The sequence below is a fragment of the Pseudonocardia oroxyli genome (genome assembly GCF_900102195.1).
In the GTDB taxonomy this organism is placed as follows: Bacteria; Actinomycetota; Actinomycetes; order Mycobacteriales; family Pseudonocardiaceae; genus Pseudonocardia; species Pseudonocardia oroxyli.
Window position 1 is genome coordinate 298,022 of the sequence record NZ_FNBE01000003.1, and the last position, 18,913, is coordinate 316,934.

The following is an 18,913-nucleotide window of genomic DNA, read 5'->3' on the forward strand; positions in this document are numbered from 1 at the left end:
TCCCGCGGTGATCCGCCCCTCGCGGGACGGCCCGTACCACCGCCACCCGAGCCGTCCTCAGTGGTGACGACGACCCCCGACGGATGTCGGCGTACCGTCCGGTCGAGCGTTCGCGCCCCGGTGGCCGTGCCCTGCACACCCGGACGGTTCGACTTTCAAGTACGTCACCATCTTGGGTGACCTTCATCTTGGAGTCAAGCCCAACTCGGCCGGTTTCGGTTACGCTTTGTGTAATGCCTGCCGCTCCCGGAGGCCGTTCGGGTGATGCACGTGCCCGCGCCGCCCAGACGAAACGCGACCGCACCCGTCGCGCTCTGCTCGAGGCTGCGGACACGACCTTCGCCACCCGCGGCTGGGCCCGCACGCGGATGGAGGACATCGCCGCCACGGCGGAGGTCAGCCCGGCCTCGGCGTACAACCACTTCGCCAGCAAGCACACGCTGATCGGCCACGTGTACGCCCCGTACGTCACTGCCCTCGTCGACCAGGCCGACCAGGACCGCGAGCGCGGCCGCGACCTCATCGACGCACTGAAGGACCAGGTCAGCGCCCTGACCCGGATGACAGCGCGCAACCACGGGCTCACCACCGCGTTCTGGTTCGCGCTGAACGACTACGCAGGCGGGCGCCCCGCGGGCCCGCCCGAGCCGGGCGACCCCGACGACCCCCGGGTGCTCGCCCCGATCCCCGCGACGGTCCTCGGGCTGGTCTCCGACGGCCAGGGGTCCGGGGAGTTCCGGTCCTATCCCGAGGCGGGCGACGTGGCCGGGACGATCGCCAACATGCTCCTCATCCGGGCGGTGAACCGGCCGCACGAACCGCCGGAGCGCACCGCCGAGCTGTTACTCACCGCGATGTTCGGACTACTCAAACCGGCGCTCCTGCTCGACGCCGAACGGCCCTTCTCCGGCGCCCGCTGACGCGTCCCGCGCGGCGGGGTCCCGAACGGGTGGGGCCGCCCTCGACGAACGGCGCGTCGCACGCCGCGGACGACCGGGCGCCGGTACCCCTAGCGATCATGGAACGTCGCGCGGTGACCGTTGCCGCCACCCTGCTCTCCCTCGCACTCTCCCTGACCCTCACGCTCGGCCTGCCCGCCCCCGCCCACGCCGCCGAGCCCACCGGGGCCGAGTCCGTCCTCACCGAGTCCGCGACCAGCGCGGAGAACGCACTCACCCTCTACTCGGGCCCCGTGCGGGTGCAGCGCGGCGCCGAGTGGCAGGACGTGGACCTGACCCTGCAGACCGGGCCCGACGGCGTCGTCCGGCCCGTGGCCTCGCCGCAGGACCTCACGCTCACCCCGGCCGGACCGTCGGTCCGCTACGCCGCGGGCGGCGAGCAGTCCCTGCCGTGGCCGACCCCGCTGCCCACCCCCGTCCTGGACGGCCCGACGGCCACCTACCCGCAGGCCGCGCCCGGCTACGACCTGGAGGTCGAGGCCACCCGCACCGGCTTCGTGGCGTCGGTGCGCAAGGCGGGCACGCCCACCGCTCCCCCGCCGCCCCTGCGGCTCACCGGCCGGGCGGGCACCGAGGCGGTGTCCGCGGTCGACCGGGTGGTCGCCGCCGCGCCGGTCACCGAGGACGCGCCCGTGCCGTTCGACACGACCACGCAGACCACGGTGCGCAACACCGACGCCTCCGGCGACCCGGACCTGCGCGTGGGCAGCTACGACGGCGTCGAGGCCGCGCGCAGCTACCTCACCTTCGACCTCGCCCCGGCCGCGGGCCGGACGGTCTCCCGGGCCTCCCTCGAGCTGTTCCAGACCTGGTCCTCCACCTGCAGGGCCACCGGGTGGGAGGTGTGGACCCTGCCCGCGGGCAGCGTGGTCGGCCCGACGCTGCGCTGGGCGAACCAGCCCGCTCCGCAGCGGCTGTGGGCCACCAGCACCGACACCCGGGGCAACGCGCCGGCGTGCGCGGCGGGCTGGTCGAGCGTCGACGTGACCCCGCTCGTCCAGGAATGGCTCGCGGCGGGCGCCACCAGCGGCACCGTGGTCCTCAAGGCCGCGGACGAGACCGACCCGCAGTCCTGGAAGCGCTTCGCCTCCGCCGAGACCGCGACCGTCCCGCACCTGACCCTGACCTGACCGTGAGTGGGGATGGTCGCCATGGCGACTATCCCCACTCACGGGTTCAGGGCGCGTTCCAGGGCGTCGAGGGCGGTGTGCAGGTCGGCCTCGGAGATCACCAGCGGCGGGGCCAGGCGCAGGGTGGGGCCGTGGGTGTCCTTGGTCAGCACACCCGCCCGCGCCAGCCGCTCGCTCACCTCGCGGCCGGTCCCGATCTCCGGGTGCACGTCCACCCCGGCCCACAGCCCCCGACCGCGGACGGCCGTGAGCCCGGGCATCGCCCGCAGCCGCGCGTGCAGCACCTCGCCCAGCCGCCGGGTCCGCGGCAGGACCTCGGGCACCAGCCGCACCACCTCCCGGCCGACCGCGCAGGCCAGCGGGTTGCCGCCGAAGGTCGAGCCGTGCTGACCGGGGCGCAGCACGCCGAGGACGTCCCGGTCCGCCACCACCGCGGACACGGGCACCACACCGCCGCCGAGGGCCTTGCCGAGGAGCACGACGTCCGGCACCACGCCGTCCGCCTCGCACGCCAGGACGTGGCCGGTGCGGCCCAGCCCGGACTGCACCTCGTCCGCGACGAACAGCACGTCGGTGCACAGCGCCCGGACCCCCGCGAGGTAGCCGGGCGGCGGCACGACCACGCCCGCCTCGCCCTGGACCGGCTCGAGCAGCACCGCCACCGTGTCCGGGCCGATGGCCGCCTCGAGCGCCGCGAGGTCGCCGTAGGGCACCACGTCGAAGCCCGGGGTGAAGGGGCCGAACCCGCCGCGGGCCTCGGGATCGGTGGAGAAGGAGACGACCGTGGTGGTGCGGCCGTGGAAGTTGCCCGCGGCCACCACGATCCGCGCCCGGTCCGGCGCCACGCCCTTGACCTCGTAGCCCCACCGGCGAGCGACCTTGATGCCGGACTCGACGGCCTCGGCGCCGGTGTTCATCGGCAGGACCATGTCCTTGCCGACGAGCGCGGCGAGCTCGGCGCAGAACGGGCCGAGCTGGTCGTGGCCGAAGGCCCGGCTGGTCAGCGTGACGCGGTCGAGCTGGGCGTGCGCGGCGGCCAGGAGCCGGGGGTTCGAGTGCCCGAAGTTCAGCGCCGAGTACCCGGCGAGCAGGTCCAGGTAGCGGCGGCCCTCGACGTCGGTCACCCAGGCGCCCTCGCCGCGGGTGATCACCACCGGGAGCGGGGCGTAGTTGTGCGCGGAGTGGTCGGCGACCAGCCGCTCGTGGTCGACGGTGGCGCAGGACCGCACCAGGGGCAGCGTCACGGTCGTACCTCCAGCGTGCAGCACTTGGGTCCGCCACCGCCCTTGAGCAGCTCGGACAGGTCCACCCCGATCGGCTCGAAGCCGCGCTCCCGCAGGTCCGCGGCCAGTCCGGTCGCGGCCGCGGGCAGGACGACGTGCCTGCCGTCGGACACCGCGTTGAGGCCGAGGACGGCGGCGTCCGACTCGGTGGCGAGCACCGCGTCCGGGTAGCGGCCCGCGAGGATGCCCCGGGACCGGGCCGAGAAGGCCGACGGCAGGTAGGTCACCTCGTGCGCGGAGAGCACCGCGAGGGCGGTGTCGAGGTGGTAGAAGCGCGGGTCGACCAGCTCCAGGGACAGGGTGGGCCGCCGCAGCACCCGGGCCGCCTCGCGGTGGGCCCGCGGGTCGGTGCGGAAGCCGGTGCCCGCGAGCAGCACGTCCCCCGCCACGAGCAGGTCGCCCTCGCCCTCGTTCACGAACCGGGGCTCGACGTACACGCCCGGCAGGTGGGCGCGGAAGGCCGCCGCCTCCGGCACCCGCTCCGGATACCGGAACCGGGCGCCGTAGACCCGCCCCGCGACGCTGGTCGCGGCGTTGGCGGCGAACACCATGTCCGGCAGCCCGGGCACCGCCTCGACGACGGTCACCTGGTGCCCGAGCTCGAGGTGGGTGCGGCGCAGGGCGTCCCACTGGCGGTGGGCGAGGTCCCGGTCGACGGGGACGGCGGGATCCATCCAGGGGTTGATGGCGTACTCGACGGCGAAGTGGGCGGGCGGGCACATCACGTAGTGCCTGCGGGTGGGCACTCGGTCGCGGTGCAGCTCGGGGCGGGTCAGGACACTGGTCATGCACGCCTCCCAGGTGGGGATGGCTGCAACGGTAAAGAAGGTCGGTACGCGCACACAACGGACGGATGTTGCCCGTTCACACACGATCGTTGCGCGTACAGGCATGCCAGCGCACGATCAGTGCGGCGGCGGCCGGCGGATCAGCGGGGACAGCACCAGCACCGACTTGGTGCGCTCCACGAACCGCTCCGCGCCGATCTGTTCGAGGACCTCCTCGAAGTGCCGCATGTCCCGGGCCACGATCCGCACGAGGGCGTCGGCGTCCCCGGAGACCGTGCTGGCGTCGACCACCTCGGCCAGCCCCTCGACGGCCCGCCGGATGGCGGCGGGGGACGTCGACGGTCGACAGTGGAGCTCCACGTACCCCTCGACCGTCCACCCCAGCGCCGCCGGGTCCAGCCGCAGCGTGAACGCCGTGATCACCCCGTCGGCCCGCAGCCGGTCCACCCGCCGCTTGACCGCCGACGCCGACAGCCCGACCTGCGTGCCCAGGTCGGCGAAGCTGCGGCGGCTGTCCGCCAGCAGCATCGTCACAAGACGTTCATCGAGGTCGTCCCAGCGCACGCGCCCATCATCGACCACGATGGCCCCCATGTACCGGGTGGACTCCGAGGTCGGCACGCTGCGTCAGGTCCTGCTGCACCGGCCGGGCCTCGAGCTCAAGCGGCTCACCCCCTCCAACAAGGACCAGCTGCTGTTCGACGACGTCCTGTGGGTGCGCCGCGCGCAGGAGGAGCACGACCGGTTCGCCGCCGTCCTGCGCGAGCGTGGGGTCACCGTCCATTTGTTCGACCGGCTGCTGCGCGAGACCCTCGCCCTGCCCGAGGCCAAGGCCTACGCCCTCGACCGGATCTTCGACGACCGCATCTACGGCCCGCTGGCCGTCGACGCGCTGCGGAACCTGTTCGACGCGATGGACACCGAGACCCTGACCGAGCACATGATCGGCGGCATCACCAAGCGCGAGGTGCTCGACCGCATCCCGGAGCCGCGCTCGGTCGCCTTCCACGTGCTCGGGCTCGACGAGTTCGTCCTCGAGCCGCTGCCCAACCACCTCTACACGCGGGACACCACCGCCTGGATCCACGGCGGCGTCGCGATCAACTCCATGCGCAAGCAGGCCCGGATGCGCGAGACCGTGCACTACGAGGCGATCTACCGCTGGCACCCGCTGTTCGCGCGCGAGTCGTTCGCGCTGTGGTCCGACGGTGCCGCGGGCGGGCCCGCCACCGTGGAGGGCGGGGACGTGCTCGTGCTCGGCGGGGGCGCGGTGCTGGTCGGGATGAGCGAGCGGACCCGGCCCGCGGGCGTCGAACGGCTGGCCCGGTCGCTGTTCGCGGGTGGGGAGGTGACCCGGATCGTGGCCCTGCGGATGCCCGAGACGCGGGCGCTGATGCACCTGGACACCGTGCTGACCATGGTCGACCCGGAGACGTTCGTGAAGTACGCGGGGCTGGGGATGCTGCCCGGCTACACCGTGGCGCCCGGCGACCTGGACGACCCCGGCAAGGAGATGGTGGTGACCGACCACGCGCCCGAGGACATGCACCGGGCCATCGCCGCCGCGCTGGGGCTGCCGGACATCCGGGTGCTCACCACCGAGCAGGACGTGCACGCCGCCGAGCGCGAGCAGTGGGACGACGGGTGCAACGTCCTGGCCGTCTCCCCCGGCGTGGTCGTGACCTACGAACGGAACGTGACCACCAACACCTACCTGCGCCGCGAGGGCGTCGAGGTGCTCGAGATCCCCGGCGGCGAGCTCGGACGGGGTCGGGGCGGCCCCCGCTGCATGAGCTGTCCGGTGCAGCGCGACGGGCTTTGAATACCGTCCGTGTAACTACTCTGAACGGGTGACGCCCGGCCGGGTGGCGCCCCGCTGCCGCGGCAACCCCTGCGTCGTTGGTCGGGCGTGGCGGTGGTCGAACAGCAGCTTCCCGGGGTGCGGTCGGTCCTGCGCGGTCTGCTCGTGCTGGCCGCCGTCGGCGTGCTGGCGAGCGCCGGTGTCGCGGCGGCCTCGCCGGACACCCCGAAGGCCGCCGCCCCGCTCGCCGCGCCCGCGGCCGTCATGGCGCTGCTCGACGCCCGCACCGCCGCCACCATGCCGCCGGAGATCGCCGACTACGGCATCGACGGGGACGCGGTCGACATCCGGCTGACCGGACCGGCGGGCCCCGGGCTCGACGCCCTGCTGGCGGGCATCGACCCCGCGCTGGTGCGCGTGCACACCGACGCCGCGCCGCCCCGGCACCAGGCCCTCGAGGGCGGGCAACGGATCGTCGGCGACCGGACCCGCTGCACCCTGGGCTTCACCGCGAGCCGCGGCGCCCAGGACTGGATCATCACGGCCGGGCACTGCACCCGGGAGGCGGACCGCTGGGAGGACGCGGACGGCGAGCTCATCGGCACGGGCGCGACCACCGCGCCCGGCACCGTGGACGTCGGCGGGATCCCGGTGACCAGCGCGATGCAGGCGCTGCCGGACGTCGCGGGCGTCCCGGTCCGGGGGACGACCGAGGCCCCGGTCGGGTCCGACGTCTGCCTCTACGGCAGCACCAGCGGCAAGTCCTGCGGAAAGATCACCGCGCGCGGGCGCACCGTCAACTTCGACGGCCAGCGGCAGACGAACATGGTCGTCGCAGCGGTCTGCAGCGCCCAGGGCGACTCCGGCGGCCCCTACCTCACCCCCGACGGCCAGGCCCAGGGCGTCCACTCCGGCGGCGGCGGGCAGTGCACCGCCTACTTCACCCCGATCGGCCAGGCGCTGAGCGCGCTCGGCCTCACCCTGCGCACCACGTAACCCTCGGCGACCGCCGACCTCAGCCGCTCCCCGGCGACGGGCGCGCGCTCCCGCTCCCCGTCACGGGTCCGAGCGGGAGCGCCCCCGACACCCCCGTGAGCGGCGATGGTCGCCCTGGCGACCATCACCGCTCACGGGTTGTGGTCGCGCACCACGCGGCGCAGCTTGGGCAGCCGATCGTGGAGCACCCGTTCCGCGCCGTGGGTGGTGGGCGCGTAGTAGTCCGTGCCGACCAGGTCGTCCGGCGGGTACTGCTGCCCGACGACGCCGCCGGGATCGGTGTGGGGGTAGCGGTAGCCCACCGCGTTCCCCAGCTTCTCCGCGCCCGCGTAGTGCCCGTCCCGGAGGTGGGCGGGCACCGAGCCGACGGCACCCTTGCGCACGTCCGCCATCGCCGCGTCGATCGCCGTGATCACCGCGTTGGACTTCGGCGCCGTGGCGAGGTGGATCGTGGCCTGGGCCAGCGCGATCCGCGCCTCCGGCATCCCGACGAGCTGCACGACCTGCGCCGCCGCCGTCGCGGCCTGCAGCGCGGTGGGGTCGGCCAGCCCGATGTCCTCGCTGGCGTGCACCATCAGCCGCCGCGCGATGAACCGGGCGTCCTCCCCCGCGACGATCATGCGGGCGAGGTAGTGCAGCGCCGCGTCGGGGTCGGAGCCGCGGATGGACTTGATGAAGGCGCTGATGACGTCGTAGTGCTGGTCGCCCGCGCGGTCGTAGCGCACGGCGACCTCGGTGACCGCCCGCTCCACCGCCGCCAGGTCCACGATCCCGGTCCCGTCGGCGAGCACGCCGTCCGCGGCCGCCTCCAGCGCGGTGAGGGACCGCCGGGCGTCTCCCGCCGCCAGCCGGACCAGGGCCGCCTCGCCGTCCGGGGAGAGCGTGACGGCCCCGCCCAGCCCCCGCTCGTCCGCGACCGCGCGGCGCAGCACCTCCCGCACCTCGTCCTCGGTGAGCGACTGCAGCTGCAGCACCAGCGACCGGGACAGCAGCGGGGACACCACCGAGAACGACGGGTTCTCCGTCGTCGCCGCCACGAGCAGCACGACCCGGTCCTCGACGGCGCCGAGCAGCGCGTCCTGCTGGGTCTTGGAGAAGCGGTGCACCTCGTCGATGAACAGGACGGTGGAGCCGCCGTCGTAGTCCCGGCGGCGCCGCGCGTCCTCGATCACCGCGCGGAGCTCCTTGACGCCGGCGGACAGCGCCGAGAGGGCCACGAAACGCCGATCGCCCCCGGCCCGGGCCATCAGCCGGGCGAGCGTGGTCTTGCCGGTCCCGGGCGGGCCGTAGAGCAGCACCGACGCCGCCGACCCGCCCTCCAGCAGCCGCCGCAGGGGCGCGCCGGGCTTGAGCAGCTGCTGTTGGCCGACCACCTCGTCGAGCGTGCGGGGCCGCATGCGCGCGGCGAGCGGCGAGCCCGCCGCCTGCACCTCCGGGTCGGGGGTGGGGGCGGCGGGCTCGCCGAGGTCGAACAGGCCGTCCGTCACGACGACCAGGGTGCCACTAGCGCTGGATCTCCTGAACCAGGGTGGGGGTGCCGACCTGGGGGTTCTCCTTGTTGCGCAGGCTCGCGTAGGTCACCACGGCGACGCCTGCGGAGGCGAGGGAGACCGGCAGGGTCAAGATGTTGGTGAGGATCCCCTGCACCGCCGAGCCCTGCTCGGTGAAGCTGCCGATGATCAGGCCGATGACCAGCGAGTACACCCACGCGGCGATCGCGAACGTGATCAGCCTGCCCAGCGTGGGCCAGAACTGCGGGTTGACCAGCTCGAACGTGCGGCCGATGCCCGCCCGCTCGTACATGATCACACCGGTCAGCGAGGCGGCGAACACCACGCCCAGGTAGATGCCGGGGATGACCAGCAGGATCAGGCCGACCACGACCAGGATCCCGGCGACGATGCCCCAGCCGAGCAGCGGCAGCGCGCGGCTGGCGGCGAAGGACAGTGCCTCACCGGCGCTCACCGGCTGTTCGGCGGCCTGCCGGGTGACGACGTAGATCGACGCGCCCTGGGCGAGCAGCGACGCCGCGACGACGATGATGAGGGACAGCCCGACACCGATGAACGCGAGCACGGCACCGCCGCCGCTGCCCGCCGCCGCCGCGGCGATCGCCCACGCCACGAGCGCGCCGATGATCAGCGCGGGCAGCGCGGTCGCCAGCTGGATGATCAGCAGCGGCTGCCAGCTGCGGCCGAGCACCGCGATGACCTTGGTCCACCAGTCGCCGAAGTCCGCCGCCACCAGCGGGTCCGGCAGCGCGGGAGCACCGCCACCGGGTCCCGGGTACGCGGGCGGCGGGTACCCGCCCTGCTGGGGGTAGCCGCCCTGGTAGCCCGCGGGCGGCGGGTAACCGCCCTGCTGGGGGTAACCGCCCTGCTGCGGATAGCCACCCTGCTGCGGGTAACCGCCCTGCTGGGGATAGCCGCCCTGCTGCGGATAGCCACCCTGCTGGGGGTAGCCGCCCTGTTGGGGGTATCCGCCCTGTTGGGGGTAACCGCCCTGCTGCGGGTAGCCGGGGTCGTTCGGGCCGGGCTGCTGCGGACGGGCCTGGTCGCCGTCGTCACCGGGCGGGTAGCTCATGCCCGGCAACCTAGAGGGTCCGTGCAGGTGAGGCCATCACCCGAATGCTGTCGTGATCGGTTCGCAACCTCGACACATTCCCATATCCTGGAATCTCGGTTCCGAATCGCAGGACGACTGTTGCACCATGGAGCGGAACCCCACCCGGTTCGGCACCCCACGCCGCGGACGACCCCCGCGGGACCCGGCCACCACGCTCCGACCCCGGAGCCCGGCTCCCCCACCGTCTGCCTCGGGAACGCTCATGTCGCTCACGCTGTCCACCCGTCTGTCGGCCGTTCGCGGCTCGGCCATCCGGGACCTGCTCACCCTCACCGCTCGCCCCCACGTGCTCAGCCTGGCCGGTGGGCTGCCCGCCGCCGACGCCCTGCCGCGCGCACGGATCGCCGAGGCCGCCGCGCGGGCGCTCGCCGACCCGGCCGCCGCCCAATACTGCGAGACGACCGGGATCGCGGTGCTGCGCGAGGTGGTCGCCGCCCACGAGAGCGCCCGGATCGGACGGCCGGTCGGAGGCGGGGACGTCGTCGTCACCAGCGGGTCGCAGCAGGCCCTCGACCTGGTGGCCCGCGCGCTGCTCGACCCCGGCGACCCGGTCGTCGTCGAGGATCCCGTCTACGTCGGCGCCCTGCAGGTCCTGCAGGCCGCCGGGGCGGCGGTCCACGCCGTCCCCGTCGACGAGGACGGCCTGCGCGTCGACCTGCTCGCCGAGCGGCTGGCGGGCGGGCTGCGGCCGCGGCTGGTCCACACGGTCGCCAGCTTCCACAACCCGCGCGGGGTCACCCTGAGCCAGGAGCGCCGCCGCGCGCTGGCCGGGCTCGCGGAGCGCTACGGCTTCCTCGTCGTCGAGGACGACCCCTACGGGCTGCTGGCCTTCGACGGCGCGCCGCCGACCCCCGTCGCCGCCCACGGCGACCGGGTCGTGCGCCTGGGCAGCGCCAGCAAGGTCCTCGCGCCCGCCCTGCGGGTCGGCTGGCTCACCGGGCCCGCGCCGCTGACCGCGGCCGTCGAGCGGCTCAAGCAGTCCACCGACCTCTGCGGCTCCGCCCTGACCCAGGCGATCACGGCCGAGCTGCTGGCCGACGAGCCGTGGTTCGCCGCCCACCTCGACGGGCTCCGCGCCGCCAACCGGGAGCGGGCCGCCGCCCTCACCGCGGCGATCGACACCGAGCTGGGCGGGGTCCGTCGCTCCACCCCCACCGGCGGGATGTTCGTCTGGCTGGACTTCGACGGCCCCGACGCCCCCGACACGACCGCGCTGCTCCCCCGGGCCGTCGAGAACGGCGTCGGGTTCGTGCCCGGCTCCGCCTTCTCGGTCGACGCCGGTTTCGCCCACAGCGCCCGGGTCTGTTTCGCCACCTACCCGCCGGACGAGCTGCGGGAGGCGGTCCGGCGGCTCGCGCGCAGCCTGTCGTAGGGTCGCCGACGTGCGCGAGATCCTCGAGCTTCTGGAGAAGGACTCGACGCTGGGTCACGACACCCTGGCGACGATGACCGGTCGGTCCGTCGCCGAGGTCACGGCCCAGGTCGAGGAGTGGGAGAGGGCGGGCGTCATCCGCCGGTACAAGGCCGTCGTCGACTGGGAGAAGGTCGACGGCGACTCCGGTGAGGTGACCGCGTTCATCGACGTGGCGGTGACCCCCGCCCGCGGCGTGGGGTTCGACGACGTGGCCGAGCGGATCGCCCGCTTCGACGAGGTCCTGAGCTGCTACCTCGTCTCCGGCGGGCACGACCTGCGGTGCACGGTCGTCGGGCCGAACATCCGGGCGGTGAGCGACTTCGTCAGCCGCAAGCTGTCCACGATCGACCGGGTGCAGGCCACCGCCACGCACTTCGTGCTCAAGACCCACAAGCGGGACGGGGACTCGTTCTCCGACCCCGAGCCGGACCACCGGCTGCCGGTGACCCCGTGAAGCCGCTCAACGACACGATCCGGGCCACCCCGCCGTCGGGCATCCGGCGGTTCTTCGACATCGCCGCGGAGATGGAGGACGTCATCTCCCTGGGCGTCGGCGAGCCGGACTTCGTCACACCCTGGCGGATCCGCGAGGCGGGCATCTACGCCCTGGAGCACGGCTACACGACCTACACGTCGAACGCCGGGCTGCCCGAGCTGCGGCAGCTGATCTGCGCCGACCTGCGGAAGCGGTACTCGGCGAGCTACGCGTGGGACTCCGAGTGCCTCATCACCACCGGGGTGTCGGAGGGGCTCGACCTCGCCCTGCGGGTCGTCCTCAACCCCGGGGACGAGGTGATCGTCCCGGAGCCCTGCTACGTGGCCTACGAGCCGTGCGTCGCGTTCGCGGGCGGCACCCCCGTCCGGGTGCCGACGCGCGCGGAGGACGGGTTCGCCGTGGACCCGGCGGTGGTCGCGGCGGCCGTGACCCCGCGGACCAAGGCGATCCTGATCGGCTCCCCCGCCAACCCGACGGGCGCGGTGCAGCCGCGCAGCGCCCTGGAGGGCCTGGTCCGGGTGGCGCAGCAGCACGACCTCTACCTGCTCTCCGACGAGATCTACGACCGCCTGACCTACGACGGCGTGCACACCAGTCTCGGCGCCCTGCCCGGGGCGCGGGAGCGGACCGTCGTGCTGGGCGGGTTCTCCAAGGCCCAGGCGATGACCGGCTGGCGGGTCGGTTGGATCTGCGCGCCGCAGACGATCGCCGAGCTGTGCGTCCGGGTGCACCAGTACACGATGCTCTGCGCCCCGCACGTCTCCCAGCTCGCCGCCGTGGAGGCGCTGAAGGAGGCGGACGGGGACGTCGAGGAGATGGTCGCGGACTACGACCGGCGCCGCCGGGTGTTCGTGAAGGGCCTGCGGGAGATCGGGCTGGACTGTCCCGAGCCGGGCGGCGCGTTCTACGCCTTCCCGTCCATCCGGTCGTCGGGCCTGGACTCGGAGACCTTCGCCGAGCGGCTGCTCGAGGCGGAGTCGGTGGCCGTGGTGCCCGGGAACGTGTTCGGGCCCAGCGGTGAGGGGCACGTCCGCTGCTCCTACGCCACGGCGCTGCCGCTGCTGGAGGAGGCCCTCGTCCGGATGGGCCGGTTCCTGCGTTCGCGGTAACAGGTTCACAGTCTTCCCCGGAAAGCAACATCGAGGGGTGTGGCGTTCACAGAACGGCAATGCGACTCGGCCATCCTCGGCAGGCATGGACGAGAACCCGCCCAGCCGCTGCGCCGTCTGTCACGATCCACGCACCGCCCGTGACGTCCGCGGGCTCGCCTGGAGCAGCCACCACACCGTCGCCGGGATCAGCTGGGTCTGCGGACCCTGCAGCCGGGCCTCCCTCTTCGAGATCGAGACGGGCCTGCCCCTGGCGCCCGCCCCGCTGCAGAAGTCCGCTTAGCGGGCGCGGTCTCCGTCGAGGAGGCCGCGCAGGATCACCGGGCCGAGGTCCCGGCCGCGGCGTACCAGCCACGGCGTGCCCTTGACGACGATCCACGCCCCGCGGTGTAGCGCCGTGACCTCGCGCCCGCCCGCGCACTCCAGCGTCACCTCACCCGGCACCGCGAACCCCGCCGCGCGGTAGAGCTCGGCGGTGCCCCGGGCCAGCAGCCGGTGCCCCTGTTCCGAGGGGTGCAACCGGTCCACGCTCCACGCCGTCCGCTCGTAGCCGCCCGGGAGTCGGTGCAGGTCGAGCACTCCGGTCGCCCCCGTCTCCCCGCTCTCCTGCACGGCCCCGTCGATCGCCGTGTTCAAGGCCGCGACCCGCGAGCGCAGCGCGGCCCGCAGCCGGTGCGGCAGCCGGAAGACCTGCGTGTGGTCGTGGTAGCGCAGCACCACCGGATGGCTGCCGACCCCGTGCAGTGCCCGCAGGACGGCCGCGAGGTCGCGCTGGATGCCCGCCGGCTCGAAGTCCGAGCGCAGGGTGTCGTTCATCCCCGCACAGACCACCGCCGCCTCCGGGCGGGCGGCGACGGCCGCGGGCAGTTGGAGGTCCCGGACGTCCGCCATGCGGGCGCCGGTGCGGCCGGTGTTGAGCAGGTCGGCCCCGACGGCGTCCCGCAGCAGCGCGGGGAATCCCCGCCAGCCGCCGCCGGGCAGGGGGTCCCCCACGCCGACGACCGTGGAGTCGCCCAGCGCGGCCAGGGTCCGGATGGGGCGGGGGGCGAGGGTGCCGGAACGGGCAGGGGCGAGGGTCTGCACGGTCACGAGGGCATGATCGATCCTCGCCCGACCCGTCCGATGTGCGCGTGGTGAAGGTCGGCGGGCGGTCAGGCGAACTCGCGGAACGCCGGGTACACCGCCAGGGTGTGCCCGCCCTCGGGGTCGAACCGGGCCCCCAGCGCGGCGGCGATCGCCGCGGCCAGCTCCGCCGTGGCCGTGCGACCGGCTCCGCGGGCGTCCTGCTCGAGGCGGCGCCAGTACTCGGCGAGCGCCACGCTGGTCCGCGGGGAGCGGCCGGGATCGGGGCCCAACGCGGTGTCGGTGGCGTCCGGCCCGGTGATCCGGGGCAGCAGCCACCACGTGCACAGCCAGACCCACAGCAGCTGGGCGTCGAGCAGGCGGGCGCCGAGCAGCGCCGGGTCGTCCAGGTCGGGCCAGACCGTCGCGATCTCGTTGCGCCAGGCCTCGAGCATCGCGTCGGCCATCCCGTCCGGCAGGGCGAAGCTGGACTCGCAGCCGGGGAAGGGGACCCGGAAGTAGGCCGCGTCGAGCGCGACGTCCCGGAAGCAGCCCCACTCGAAGTCCACGAAGCGGACGCCGCGGCTGGTCACCAGGTTGTTGTCCGGACAGGTGTCCGACGGGCTGAAGGCCCGGAACCGGGTCCCACCCAACAGCCGGGCGGTCTCGCGGGCCTCCGCCTCGGCCGCCGCGGACACGGTGACCCCGAGCGCCTGGCGCAGCAGCTCGGGCACCCCGGCGAACGCCGCCCGGGCCTCGTCCGCGATCGGGTCGCGGCGGGCCCGCTCCCCCAGCCTGCGCAACAGCGCGCCGAAGTCGTTCTCCCGGCCCGCGGTGGCCGCCTGCATGCGCCCCAGCGCGCGGGCCCAGCTCAGCAGGCAGCGCTGGGCGGCGACCGGGTCGGTGCCGAACAGGGTGTCCGCGAGCGTGGAGCTGCGGCCGAGGTCCTCCAGCACCAGCAGCCGGGCCTGCGGATCGTGGGCGATGAGCACCGGGCTGGGCCGGGAGTCGACCGGCAGGGCGGTGAACAGCTGGCAGCTCGCGACCTCGAAGTGGAACGGGTCGGGCCGGTCGGGCCCGGGATCGCCGAGATAGTGCTTCACCACGAGGGTGCGCGGCAGCGAGAACGGGTTGCGCGCCACCCGGGCGCGCGCCACCACCGACCGTTCGCTGCCGCCGAGGTCCTCGGGGTCGGCGAGCACCACGCTCGCGCCGGCGCGGCGGGTCAACAAGCGCTCGGCGGCGGCGAGGGCGGTGAGCACGGGCCTGGGGAAGTCGGCCAGGTCACGTGACATCGGGTCGACCCTACCCCCTGTGGCCTGCCGCGCCGGGTGGCGCGCGGGCAGCGGCGTGCCCCTCAGCCCGCCGAGAGCTCCCGGCCGCGGTCGCGGCGGGCGCCGGTCCACCGGGCGACGAGCAGCGTCCCGGCCGCCGCGACCACGATCCCGACGAGGTTGACCAGCAGCTGCAACGCCGACAACCCGGCCTCGGACCACCGGCCCTCCACGGCCGCGACGGAGGCGAACGCCGCCGCCGGCACGGTCGTGACGGAGATGAACACCCCGACCAGGCTCCCGGACTTCGCCGAGGTCAGCGCCAGGGTCCCGGCCACCCCCGCGAGCAGCGCGACGATCAGCGAGAACGGGCCGACCTGGTAGATGAACGCCACCTCGTCGAGGCCGTCGAGATCGGCGCTGACCAGCAGGCCGGTGGCGTCGAACAGCACCGTGGCCGCCGCGGTGATCGCCATCCCCAGCGGGAAGCCCACCGCGAGCGCGGTACCGCCGCGGCGGACGAGGTCGCGCCGGCGCAGCACCAGCCCGGCGGCGACGGCGGCGAGCGGGCCGAACTCCGGTCCCAGGACCATCGCGCCCACGACCAGCACCGCCGAGTCGGTGATCGCGCCGATCGCGGCCAGCAGGCACGCGATGGTCAGGAAGGCCTGGAAGGAGAACGACAGCCGCGACTCCTCCCCCGTGCGCGCGATCAGCTCGTCCCACAGCACCGCGTCGGAGCCCTCGCCGGGTGCCGCCTCCTCGGCGCGGTCCGCCGAGTCCGACAGCACGGTGTCCAGCGACTCGAGGGTGAGGGCGCCGTCGTGGTCCAGGTCGAGGGTGCGCAGGTCGCTGAGCAGCGCGTCGGCGCACTCGCGGGCCACGTCCGCCTCGACGACGTCCCCGGCGGGCCGCACGGCCGCGCCGCGGTGCAGGACCAGGTGCGCGACCCCGGCCTCGGCCTCCAGCAGCCGCAGGACCTGCGGTGTCGTCTGCGCGGGGCTGACGACCCGCAGGTGCAGCATTACGGCGTCGGGGGCTGGGCGTCGACCCCTGCCTCCTTGCGCTGCTCCGGCGTGATCGGCGCCGGGGCCGCGGTGAGCGGGTCGAAGCCGCCGCCGGTCTTCGGGAACGCGATGACCTCGCGGATCGAGTCCTGCCCGGCGAGCAGCGCGGTGATCCGGTCCCAGCCGAACGCGATCCCGCCGTGCGGGGGCGGGCCGTAGGCGAACGCGTCGAGCAGGAAGCCGAACTTCTCCTGCGCCTCCTCGTCCGACAGGCCCATGATCTCGAAGACCCGCTTCTGCAGGTCGGCCCGGTGGATACGGATCGACCCGCCGCCGATCTCGTTGCCGTTGCAGACGATGTCGTAGGCGTAGGCCAGCGCGTGGCCCGGGTCGGACTCCAGCTTGTCGATCCACTCGGGCGTCGGCGAGGTGAAGGCGTGGTGCAGGGCCGTCCAGGCGCCCTTGCCCACCGCGACGTCCGTGGTGTCGGCCGTGCTCTCGAACATCGGGAAGTCGACGACCCAGACGAAGGACCAGGCGCTCTCGTCGATCTGGCCGGTGCGCCGGGCGATCTCCTGGCGGGCCGCACCGAGCAGGGCGCGGGCCTCGTTCGGCCGGCCTGCGGCGAAGAAGATGCAGTCGCCCGGATTGGCCCCGACCGCCGCGGGCAGCCCGGCGCGCTCCTCCTCGGACAGGTTCTTGACCACCGGGCCCTTCTCGGACACGGTGCCGTCCTCGTCGACCAGCACGTAGGCCAGGCCGCGGGCGCCGCGCTGCTTGGCCCACTCCTGCCAGGCGTCCAGCTGCTTGCGGGGCTGGGCCGCCCCGCCCGGCATGACGACGGCGCCGACGTACGGGTTCTGGAAAACCCGGAACCCGGTCTCGGCGAAGTACTCGGTGAGCTCGGTCAGCTCGAGGTCGAAGCGCAGGTCCGGCTTGTCGCTGCCGTAGCGGGACATGGCCTCGGCGTAGGAGATGCGCCGGATGGGCCCGGTGATCTCGTGTCCGACGAGCCGCCACAGGCTCGCGAGGACCTCCTCGGCCAGGGCGATCACGTCGTCCTGGGAGACGAAGCTCATCTCGATGTCGAGCTGGGTGAACTCCGGCTGCCGGTCGGCGCGGAAGTCCTCGTCCCGGTAGCAGCGCGCGATCTGGTAGTAGCGCTCCATCCCGCCGACCATCAGCAGCTGCTTGAACAGCTGCGGGGACTGCGGCAGCGCGTACCAGGAGCCGGGCTTGAGGCGGGCGGGGACCAGGAAGTCCCGGGCGCCCTCGGGGGTGGAGCGGGTGAGCGTCGGCGTCTCGATCTCGACGAAGTCGTGCTTCTCCAGCACGCTGCGCGCGGCCTGGTTGACCTTGCTGCGCAGCCGGATCGCGGCGGCGGGCTCGGCCCGGCGCAGGTCCAGGTAGCGGTACTTGAGCCGGACCTCCTCGCCGACCGTCTGCTCGTCGATCTGGAAGGGCAGCGGCGCGGACTCCGAGAGCACGGTGAACTCGGTGACGGTCAGCTCGATCGCCCCGGTGGGCAGGTCGGGGTTCTCGTTGCCCGCCGGGCGCGGCACGACCTCGCCGGTCACCTGCAGGCAGAACTCCGAGCGCAGCCGGTGCGCCCGCTCGGCCATCTCGCCCTCGCGGAACACGATCTGGGCGGAGCCGGACGCGTCCCGCAGGTCGACGAAGATCACGCCGCCGTGATCGCGGCGACGGGCCACCCATCCGGCGAGGGTCACGGTCTGGCCGGCGTGCTCGGCACGCAGCGTGCCGACGGGGTGGGTTCGCATCACGGTCGGCAAGGCTATCCGCCGGTGCGACCGCATTTCAGAGCAGGGTCAACTGCTCCACCACCGGGGCCGCCAGGTGCTCCGCGGGCGGGGCCTGCCGCGCCACGTCCGACGCCGGGAAACCCGCCTGGGCCGACACCCGGCCGGCGGAGACCCCGTCGTCCTGCGCGCTGCGGCGCACACCCTCCCCGCGGTCCAGGCCGTGCGCACGCAGCAGCGGGCGGACCCGGGCGGCGAGGGCCTTGCGGTACTGCGGGTCGGCGTAGGCGCCGCGGCGGTAGAGCCGTTCGTAGCGCGGGACCAGTGGCGGGTACTCCCGCGCCAGCCAGGCCAGGAACCACTCGCGGGTGCCCGGCCGCAGGTGCAGCGGCAGGACGCTCACCCCGGACGCGCCCGCCTCCTTCACCTGCGCCAGCACCGCGTCGAGCGCCTCGCGGGAGTCGGTCAGGTACGGCAGCACCGGCGCGATCATCACGCCGCAGTCCAGGCCCGCGTCGGCGATCCGGCGCACGAGGTCCAGCCGGGCGCGCGGGCTCGGCGTGCCCGGCTCCAGCCTGCCCTGCAGGTCCCGGTCGAGCAGCGCGAGCGACACCCCGAGCCCGACCGGCACGTCCCGCGCGGCGGCGGCGAGCAGCGGCAGGTCACGGGCGAGCACGGTGCCCTTGGTCAGGACGGACAGCGGCGTGCCGGAGCGGGCCAGCGCCTCGACGATCCCGGGCATCAGCCGGTAGCGGCCCTCGGCACGCTGGTAGGGGTCGGTGTTGGTGCCCATCGCGACCGGCTCGCGCGCCCACCGCGGCCGGGCGAGCTCGCGGCGCAGCACCCCGCCGACGTTCACCTTCACCACGATCTGGGAGTCGAAGTCCCGGCCCGCGTCGAGGTCGAGGTAGGTGTGGGTGGTGCGGGCGAAGCAGTAGACGCAGGCGTGCGAGCAGCCCCGGTACGGGTTCACCGTCCACGAGAACGGCATCGGCGACGAGCCGGGCACCCGGTTGAGCGCCGACCTCGCCTCCACCTCGTGGAAGACGACGCCGGCGAACTCCGGGGCCCGGACCGTCCGGACCAGTCCCGGGAGCGCCTGCTGGGGTTCCTGACCGCTCCATCGCACGAGCGTCAGTCGAACACATGTTCGAGATCGTGCGCAAGCCCGGACCCGCGCGTCGTCGCCGCGGCGGGGGTCGCGAGGAT

At 74.2% G+C, this 18,913-nt stretch carries 18 protein-coding genes; 8 read left to right on the plus strand and 10 right to left on the minus strand.

The window, feature by feature from the left end; all coding sequences use genetic code 11:
- Positions 1-233 precede the first annotated feature (233 nt).
- The gene (locus BLS43_RS06370; protein WP_176921194.1) at positions 234-920 is read left to right on the plus strand and encodes a TetR/AcrR family transcriptional regulator; all 687 of its coding nucleotides are present in this window, start codon (positions 234-236) and stop codon (positions 918-920) included.
- 113 nt (positions 921-1,033) lie between these two features.
- A complete protein-coding gene (locus BLS43_RS06375; RefSeq protein ID WP_093078171.1) occupies positions 1,034-2,089 on the plus strand; it encodes a DNRLRE domain-containing protein in 1,056 nt (351 codons plus the stop codon).
- A 38-nt stretch (positions 2,090-2,127) separates the two neighbouring features.
- Here BLS43_RS06375 and rocD read toward each other — a convergent pair whose 3' ends face one another.
- From rocD to BLS43_RS06390, 3 genes are all read right to left on the minus strand, one after another.
- Positions 2,128-3,327, minus strand: a complete 1,200-nt coding sequence (rocD, locus tag BLS43_RS06380) for an ornithine--oxo-acid transaminase (RefSeq protein ID WP_245707349.1) — start codon at positions 3,325-3,327, stop codon at positions 2,128-2,130.
- Between the two features lie 2 nt (positions 3,328-3,329).
- Positions 3,330-4,160, minus strand: a complete 831-nt coding sequence (gene ddaH, locus BLS43_RS06385) for a dimethylargininase (protein ID WP_093078174.1) — start codon at positions 4,158-4,160, stop codon at positions 3,330-3,332.
- 117 nt (positions 4,161-4,277) lie between these two features.
- Positions 4,278-4,724: an Lrp/AsnC family transcriptional regulator gene (locus BLS43_RS06390; RefSeq protein WP_093078562.1), complete on the minus strand. Its 447-nt coding sequence runs from the start codon at positions 4,722-4,724 to the stop codon at positions 4,278-4,280.
- Between the two features lie 19 nt (positions 4,725-4,743).
- On the opposite strand from BLS43_RS06390, the gene BLS43_RS06395 reads away from it, so the two are divergent.
- Both BLS43_RS06395 and BLS43_RS06400 read left to right on the plus strand, forming a co-directional pair.
- Entirely contained in the window at positions 4,744-5,982 is a 1,239-nt protein-coding gene (locus BLS43_RS06395; RefSeq protein WP_218129725.1) for an arginine deiminase, read from the plus strand.
- 87 nt (positions 5,983-6,069) lie between these two features.
- Positions 6,070-6,957: a S1 family peptidase gene (locus tag BLS43_RS06400; protein ID WP_093078180.1), complete on the plus strand. Its 888-nt coding sequence runs from the start codon at positions 6,070-6,072 to the stop codon at positions 6,955-6,957.
- Between the two features lie 131 nt (positions 6,958-7,088).
- On the opposite strand, the gene BLS43_RS06405 is transcribed toward BLS43_RS06400, so the two are convergent.
- Both BLS43_RS06405 and BLS43_RS29835 read right to left on the minus strand, forming a co-directional pair.
- Positions 7,089-8,444 carry a replication-associated recombination protein A gene (locus BLS43_RS06405; RefSeq protein WP_425438525.1) on the minus strand — a complete coding sequence of 452 codons (1,356 nt, stop codon included), beginning with the start codon at positions 8,442-8,444 and terminating at the stop codon, positions 7,089-7,091.
- A gap of 16 nt (positions 8,445-8,460) precedes the next feature.
- The gene (locus BLS43_RS29835; protein ID WP_176921195.1) at positions 8,461-9,540 is read right to left on the minus strand and encodes a hypothetical protein; all 1,080 of its coding nucleotides are present in this window, start codon (positions 9,538-9,540) and stop codon (positions 8,461-8,463) included.
- 244 nt (positions 9,541-9,784) lie between these two features.
- On the opposite strand from BLS43_RS29835, the gene BLS43_RS06415 reads away from it, so the two are divergent.
- The 4 genes from BLS43_RS06415 (at position 9,785) to BLS43_RS06430 (ending at position 12,884) form a co-directional block, all read left to right on the plus strand.
- Entirely contained in the window at positions 9,785-10,954 is a 1,170-nt protein-coding gene (locus BLS43_RS06415; protein WP_093078183.1) for an aminotransferase-like domain-containing protein, read from the plus strand.
- A gap of 10 nt (positions 10,955-10,964) precedes the next feature.
- Positions 10,965-11,450, plus strand: a complete 486-nt coding sequence (locus tag BLS43_RS06420) for an Lrp/AsnC family transcriptional regulator (RefSeq protein WP_218129726.1) — start codon at positions 10,965-10,967, stop codon at positions 11,448-11,450.
- Positions 11,447-12,601, plus strand: a complete 1,155-nt coding sequence (locus BLS43_RS06425) for an aminotransferase class I/II-fold pyridoxal phosphate-dependent enzyme (protein WP_093078186.1) — start codon at positions 11,447-11,449, stop codon at positions 12,599-12,601. Before BLS43_RS06420 ends, BLS43_RS06425 begins: the two co-directional genes overlap by 4 nt.
- 85 nt (positions 12,602-12,686) lie before the next feature.
- Positions 12,687-12,884 (plus strand): hypothetical protein, encoded by a 198-nt coding sequence (locus tag BLS43_RS06430; protein ID WP_093078189.1) that lies wholly within the window; start codon positions 12,687-12,689, stop codon positions 12,882-12,884.
- On the opposite strand, the gene BLS43_RS06435 is transcribed toward BLS43_RS06430, so the two are convergent.
- The 5 genes from BLS43_RS06435 to BLS43_RS06455 all read right to left on the minus strand — a co-directional run bounded on the left by BLS43_RS06435 (position 12,881) and on the right by BLS43_RS06455 (position 18,833).
- A complete protein-coding gene (locus BLS43_RS06435) occupies positions 12,881-13,690 on the minus strand; it encodes a GDSL-type esterase/lipase family protein (protein ID WP_245707330.1) in 810 nt (269 codons plus the stop codon). The genes BLS43_RS06430 and BLS43_RS06435 overlap by 4 nt on opposite strands.
- Before the next feature lie 62 nt (positions 13,691-13,752).
- Entirely contained in the window at positions 13,753-14,958 is a 1,206-nt protein-coding gene (locus BLS43_RS06440) for a hypothetical protein (RefSeq protein WP_093078191.1), read from the minus strand.
- A 62-nt stretch (positions 14,959-15,020) separates the two neighbouring features.
- Positions 15,021-15,962: a DUF389 domain-containing protein gene (locus tag BLS43_RS06445; RefSeq protein WP_093078194.1), complete on the minus strand. Its 942-nt coding sequence runs from the start codon at positions 15,960-15,962 to the stop codon at positions 15,021-15,023.
- The gene (gene aspS / locus BLS43_RS06450; protein WP_093078197.1) at positions 15,962-17,728 is read right to left on the minus strand and encodes an aspartate--tRNA ligase; all 1,767 of its coding nucleotides are present in this window, start codon (positions 17,726-17,728) and stop codon (positions 15,962-15,964) included. Before aspS ends, BLS43_RS06445 begins: the two co-directional genes overlap by 1 nt.
- 34 nt (positions 17,729-17,762) lie before the next feature.
- Positions 17,763-18,833 carry an Rv2578c family radical SAM protein gene (locus tag BLS43_RS06455; protein WP_281245815.1) on the minus strand — a complete coding sequence of 357 codons (1,071 nt, stop codon included), beginning with the start codon at positions 18,831-18,833 and terminating at the stop codon, positions 17,763-17,765.
- Positions 18,834-18,913: the final 80 nt, after the last annotated feature.